Annotated in this window: 6 protein-coding genes; 1 reads left to right on the top strand and 5 read right to left on the bottom strand. The window is 50.8% G+C overall.

Going from position 1 to position 5,827, the window contains the following annotated elements; genetic code table 11:
• The 3 genes from F7B33_RS08305 to F7B33_RS08295 form a co-directional block, all read right to left on the bottom strand.
• Positions 1-199: TCP-1/cpn60 chaperonin family protein (locus F7B33_RS08305; RefSeq protein WP_297074107.1), on the bottom strand; the 199-nt coding region annotated here is incomplete at its 3' end.
• Between the two features lie 209 nt (positions 200-408).
• Entirely contained in the window at positions 409-1,155 is a 747-nt protein-coding gene (locus tag F7B33_RS08300) for an anaerobic ribonucleoside-triphosphate reductase activating protein (RefSeq protein WP_297074106.1), read from the bottom strand.
• A gap of 21 nt (positions 1,156-1,176) precedes the next feature.
• Positions 1,177-3,018: an anaerobic ribonucleoside triphosphate reductase gene (locus F7B33_RS08295; RefSeq protein WP_297074105.1), complete on the bottom strand. Its 1,842-nt coding sequence runs from the start codon at positions 3,016-3,018 to the stop codon at positions 1,177-1,179.
• A 319-nt stretch (positions 3,019-3,337) separates the two neighbouring features.
• On the opposite strand from F7B33_RS08295, the gene F7B33_RS08290 reads away from it, so the two are divergent.
• Positions 3,338-4,360: a lipopolysaccharide assembly protein LapB gene (locus F7B33_RS08290; protein WP_297064656.1), complete on the top strand. Its 1,023-nt coding sequence runs from the start codon at positions 3,338-3,340 to the stop codon at positions 4,358-4,360.
• 85 nt (positions 4,361-4,445) lie between these two features.
• On the opposite strand, the gene F7B33_RS08285 is transcribed toward F7B33_RS08290, so the two are convergent.
• Both F7B33_RS08285 and F7B33_RS08280 read right to left on the bottom strand, forming a co-directional pair.
• Positions 4,446-4,721, bottom strand: a complete 276-nt coding sequence (locus F7B33_RS08285) for an elongation factor 1-beta (protein ID WP_042691023.1) — start codon at positions 4,719-4,721, stop codon at positions 4,446-4,448.
• Between the two features lie 17 nt (positions 4,722-4,738).
• On the bottom strand, positions 4,739-4,912 hold the full coding sequence (locus F7B33_RS08280) for a zinc finger domain-containing protein (RefSeq protein ID WP_050003902.1): 174 nt from the start codon (positions 4,910-4,912) through the stop codon (positions 4,739-4,741).
• Between the last annotated feature and the right edge of the window lie 915 nt (positions 4,913-5,827).

The raw sequence follows: 5,827 nt of genomic DNA, 5'->3' as shown, positions 1-5,827 counted from the left end.
TGGCTCCGTCGTTGGTGATGACGATGTCTCCAAGGCTGTCAACCAGCATCTTGTCCATGCCCTTCGGTCCGAGTGTGGTTCTTATGGTCTCAGCAACAATCCTAGCGGCGAGGATGTTGAGCCTCTGGGCGTCCTTTCCAACGTACCTCTGAGTTCCCTCGGGCAGAATAACAACCGGCTGGCCTGCGAGCTGGGCCATCTCCCCTCACCCCCTTCCTTTTCTTTTTTTATGGGAGGATAAGTTTTAGTTACAATCAGTGTTTCCGCATTATCGTTCCTTTGGCCTATTTATAAGCTTTTCGGTAAGAAATCCTTGGCTTGTGTAAGGAGCATGACGCCCATATGAGCATTGGATAGCTTGGCTTGGTGAATAAAACAAGAAAACTCCGGAAATTGGGTTCCAAACGGTTATTCAGGAGTGAGAAGAACTCTCTTGGCTGAGCTGTCCCCAAAGTGGTTCGTGTAAACATCTATACCCAGCTCCTCCAGCTTCTCCCTCAGCTCCTCGACCTCCTCCCTTGGCCAGCAGTGGTTTGAGCACCAGGCTTCGTCCCTTGGATTCGTCAGGGGCCTTCCGACTAGGGGGTTAAGGATGACGTAGAAGTCTGTGTTGAGATGCTTAAGCCCCTCCTCTACCCATGGCCAGGCATTTAATCCCCTCGCCACGGGAATCCTCAGTTCTAGTGGAATCCCATAGCTTGAGACCAGCTCAAGACCCTTAAGGAAGAGCTCCCAGAGCTTTTTCGAGGGTTTTTCCGGGAGACCGTAGAGTTCAGGGGGGATCTTGAGGTCCGTGGCTACATGCTCAACGAGTTCAGCTTTCAGAAGCCTCTCTAGTGGACCAACGAGAGTAAGGTTCGTGTTCAGACTCACAGGGACGTCAAGGAGTTTGACTTCGGCTAAGAGAGGGCCCAACTCCTGCCACTGCATCAGTGGTTCGCCACCTGTGACGTGGAAGTAGTCAACGAGGAAGGTGCTTGATTCGAGTTCGTCCAAAAGGGCTTTTCTATTGAGCGGGAAGCACTCCAAACCTTCGGCGATGCGCCAGTTGTGGCAGAAGGGACACCTGAGGTTGCAGAGGCAGAGCCAGAGGGTAAAGGTGACCTTGCCACGGACATCAACCATGCTGACACTCTTCCAGCCACTCACGAGCATTGAACCACCTCCAAAAAGAAATCAGGAGGAGTAGTGCCTCCTCGTCCAGAATTCCCTCTTCCGGAAGGGGTTCCAGTTCCTAAGCGGTCTGTAGTAGCCAATTATCCGGCTCCATATTTCTACGTTCTCACTCCCACAGCGTGGGCAGTGTGTGTACAGGCCGGTAGTCGAGTATCCACAGGAGTTGCAGACGGTTATCGCCGGCGTGTAGCTCCAGTAGACAAGCTCCGTCTTCATGAGCCTCTTCGTGAGCTTCGCCAATGCCTCCGGGTCCGGCTCCTCCCCGAGGAAGACGTGCATCATCACTCCACCGGTGAAGCTTCTTTGAACTTTTTCCTCAATCCTTATCCTGTCTGCCAGCTCGAGGGAGCCGTAGTAGGGCGCTATACTCGTTGAGTAAATCGGGTTCTCCGGGTCGCTAAGGTACTCCCTGAGCTCCGGGAACTCGTGCAGGTCTTTTATTGCCAGCTTCGCCGCGGCACTTTCTCCCGGCACTTCCTCGACGTTCCAAGGTGTTCCGGTTTCGCGCATCCACTCCCTAGCTTTGGAAGTGGCGAACTCAACAATCTCCTTCATGAGCTCAGCCGCGTTAAGCCAGTCCCTTCTTGTGCCCTCCTCCCAGAGCTTCGGCTCGTTGAGGTAAACCGCGGCCGCTTCCGGAAGGCCGAGGATTCCGATGGTGTTGAAGTGACTGTTTGGAAACTCCTCGAGGTAGAGGTGAATCATCTGGTACATCTGCCTGTAGTTCGTTATCAGCCTCACGTAGCGCTCCCTGAACCAGTCCGTTGTTTTCTTTACGATTTCGAGGGTTTTCTCGTACTCCTCCCAGAACCTGTCGTCGTCCTTCGCTTTGAGAGCGAGCCTCGGCAGATTGACCGTGGTCACGTTCACCGAGCCGGTGACGTCGGGCATCGCCCAGAGGCCTCCGAAGCGCTGTCTTTCGAGCTTCTCTATAGCATCTTCCTCGACGCTCTTCCCGGAGACACCGAAGGCAAAGGCCATCTCGGTCTTGTCTATGGCTATCCTGCAGCACATCGCGTAGCTCGCGTCCGGGTCAACGACGTTCGTGTTGAGCCAGTAGAAGCTCCCCCTCCTAGCGGCCGTTTTAAAAACGGCTTCAAACACCTCCGGGTCGTCCCAGAGCATCTTGGCCGTAACCATTATCGTGGGAATCGGGAATGTGAAGGGCTGTCCGAGGGCGTCTCCCTCCCTTAGGACCTCAGTTAGGGCTATGAAGAACTCTTTGGCTTCCCTCTCGTACTCACCGAGGGGTTCGAGCTTTTTCCCATCGTAAACCGCGTGGTCACCCTCAAGCATCTTCTTCGGGGCGTCGAGCGTTACGGTGAAGTTTGTGAATGGAGTTTGAAGGCCAATTCTCGTGGGGTAGTTGAGGTTATAAACAAGCCTCTGGATGTTCTGCCTGATTTTACGCCTGTCTAGGTCTTCTTTCCTGATGAATGGTCCCGCATACCACTCCACTGAGCTTAGTGCCTGGGCACCGCTGAAGTAGTGCTGCATGGTTATGAGGTAGTTGGCTATGTGGTCAACGTATGTGTCGAAGTGTCTGGCCGGCCTCGATACTATCGTCGGCGTTCTGAGGCCCTTCTCAAGGAGTCTGGCGGTACTGTGGCCCGTGCAGTAGGGGATGTAAAGACTGTAGGGAAGCTTATGGATGTAAATATCGCCGGAGAAGTGCGCATCTCTCCCTTCCTTTGGGACTAGTGAGATGCTCTCTTTCAGGGCCTCCTCCATGATATATGCGAAAAAACCTGTTGGGCCGGGATAGCGGTTCGCGTTTTCGAGCACGTTAAGACTGCTCCAGCCCGCGTACTCTTGTATCATGTCCCTTCTCACTTCTTCCATCTACACCACCTGGATAAATTGTCCATGTGTTGAACTGGCGATGTGAGATATAACCTTTCACGTTGAACCAATGGACAGAATGTCCAATTGGTTGGGAAGTTTGTCCTAAACTATCGTGTTTTCCAACAATCAATGGGATATTCGCCAGTCAAAATGACGACAAAAGGAAAAAGCTATTTTAATTGCGACAATTAGTTGTTAAAACGTCGAAATTTGATTAACAATTTTGAAGAACTTACGGTTCACTCCAAGCCTGCCGGGGTTTTGATGGGCCATAGCTTTTTAACCATTTAGGGGAACCGAAGGGCGGTGATGTGAAATGAACCTCAAAGATGAATGGGGGAAAGCTCTTGCTGAAAAGGACTGCGAGAAGTTGCTTGAGCTCTTTGACGATTACGTTGACTCTATCGAGAGTGAGGGGGAACTGAGAAAGGAACTCAAGAGGCTCGGGGAAGTAGCAGTCGAATGTGACGACCCCTACGACCTTCTTCACGAGATTGGCCACGTTTACTCCCATTTGGACGACGTTGAAAGTGTGATGGAGCTCTACAAGAGAGTCGTTGAGAAGAAGAAGGACGACCCTGAGGAATATGCAACTGCCCTCTACTATCTCGCCGATGCCTACGAGCACTTCGGGATGCCCGAGAAGGCGATAGAGACCTACAAAAAGCTCCTCGAGCACGAGGAGAACGTCCTTAAGAACGACAAGGAGATTGCCCTAACATTGGCAAACCTCGCAGTCAACTACGACGAGCTCGGCGAAACAGAGAAGGCAATAGAACTGATGGAACGCGCGAGGGGGATATTCGAGCGCATAAACGACGAGAAGAACAGGCTGATAAGCCTCCTTGATTTGGCCCACTTCTACTACGAGCTTGGGGACTACGGGAAAGCTGAGGAGTTGATAAAGGAGGTTCTCAGGAACCCGAGGGACGACGAGATAGAGATTAACGCCAAGCTCGTTGAGGCCGAAATCCATGCCGGAAGGGAGGACTACGATAGAGCTTTTAAGGCCCTCCGCGAGGCGTTGCTCAAGGCAATAAACGTCAGCGATGATATCTTTGGAGTCGTCTTCGACACGCTCGTTGACTTCATCGAGGGACTGTTCAATGAAGAGGCCTACGACGTAATCACAAGGAACATGGAAACGTTTGCGGAGCTCTTTGAGGACGATACTGCTTACTTCTTCAGGGCCATAGGCGAGCTCGCTCGCTGGAAAGCAGGTGACAATGGGGCAAAGAAACGCTTTGACGAGTTTTACTCGAAGGTGGAAAACGAGGAGCTTCGCTCGATACTCGATGAATGGAAGAGGCCGAAGCTAAGCCTGAGCTTGGAGCTTTAAGTTTTCCCTCCCCACTTTTTATTGTGTTTTAAACTGAAAACCTTTTCAACGAAACACAGAAAAGTGCAGAAAAATTGAAGGAGGCTCAAATCCTCGAAACGGTCTCGACCTCAGCGCTCTCGACGTTTTCAACGTTTCTGAAGGCCTCAAGAACCTGGTCGAGGTCGTAACCTTCTTCGTCCTTGGCCAGGACATAGAACTTGAGGGCGACGAGACCAAACGCGATGGGCTCGCGCTCGACCTTGGCAAGACCGAACTTCTCCGGTAGTGCCTCCTTGAGCTTTGCCTCGAGCTCGTCGAGGTTAACCTCAGGGTCGGTCGGCATGACCTTAACGACGGCAACCATATTGTAGTCGCTCATCTTCTTCACCTCCTAATTCACGGTCCCTCCCAGCCACACTTGGGGCACTTGTATGGGACGCTAAGAACCCTACAGGATTCACAGCGCCAGATGATAGCCTCACCACAGTTCGGGCAGACGAAGTGGGTAGCGTGCTCCCTAGGGGTTATCTCCTTTCCGCATGAGGTGCATACGGGTATCTCGAACTTCATCTCCACTGCGAACACCTCCAAGAAAGGTGGTTTTTAATCATCTGGTGAGCGTTGCCCGGCCTGTTTATAAAGTTTTTCCTGAGACAACCCGCATACTCTAGGAAAACTGTGAAAGGATGGCCCTTTTTAACCTGTAGGATGGCGAGTGAAACCCCTTCCAGAACTCTAACAACACATAAACAAAGTTTGACCAAAATGGACCCTTGTCATTTAAAAAGTGCAAAGATTAGCTGTGCACTACTCAAAGAGCAACTCAAGACAGGGTTTAACACCAAACAAAACTCCTCAGGCAGTTTCAACTTTGTTTTTGGCGCCAAAGGACACTCTTCTAGAGAGCAAGTGAATAAGAAACCCACTCAGAAAGACTGCAAATTTCAAAAAGGCCCCTAATCTTCCGCCATCCGTCAAGGATGCTTGAAGGATAGTGAAAGCGGCGCTGAAGCTTTTGCTCGGCAAGCAAACTTTGCGGAGCAAAGTTTGATCAAAAAGTAAACTCCAGCAAAATGCCGGAATTAGTTTGCATGTCTTCTCAAGATTGCAAACTCAAAGTAGGTTTACCTTGGAAAGCAAGCTAAAACAGGTTTCAACTTCCCATTAACGCCCTTCGGGCGTTGTACTCAGTGAAACACTACAGAACCAGCAAGTGCAAGAGCAAACCCATCTTAAGACCGAGAATTTCTAAAAACGACATGCGAACCTTGGTCAAACTTTGCGCAGGCGAACAAGCTTTGGGAAAGCTTGACCAAAAAATGGCCCTTACCATTCAAAAGGGCAAAGATTAGTCGTGCATTAACAAAAGGCAATTCAAGTTAGGGTTTAACACTAAACGAAACCCTCAATCAGTTTCAACTTTGTTTTTAGCGTCCGAAGGACGCCGTTTTAGAGTGAAACACTCTCCAAGGAGCAAATGAAGCT

Source organism: Thermococcus sp. (assembly GCF_015523185.1).
GTDB lineage: Archaea > Methanobacteriota_B > Thermococci > Thermococcales > Thermococcaceae > Thermococcus.
Note: the sequence above shows the minus strand (reverse complement) of the source record. Positions and strands in the feature narration are given on the sequence as shown.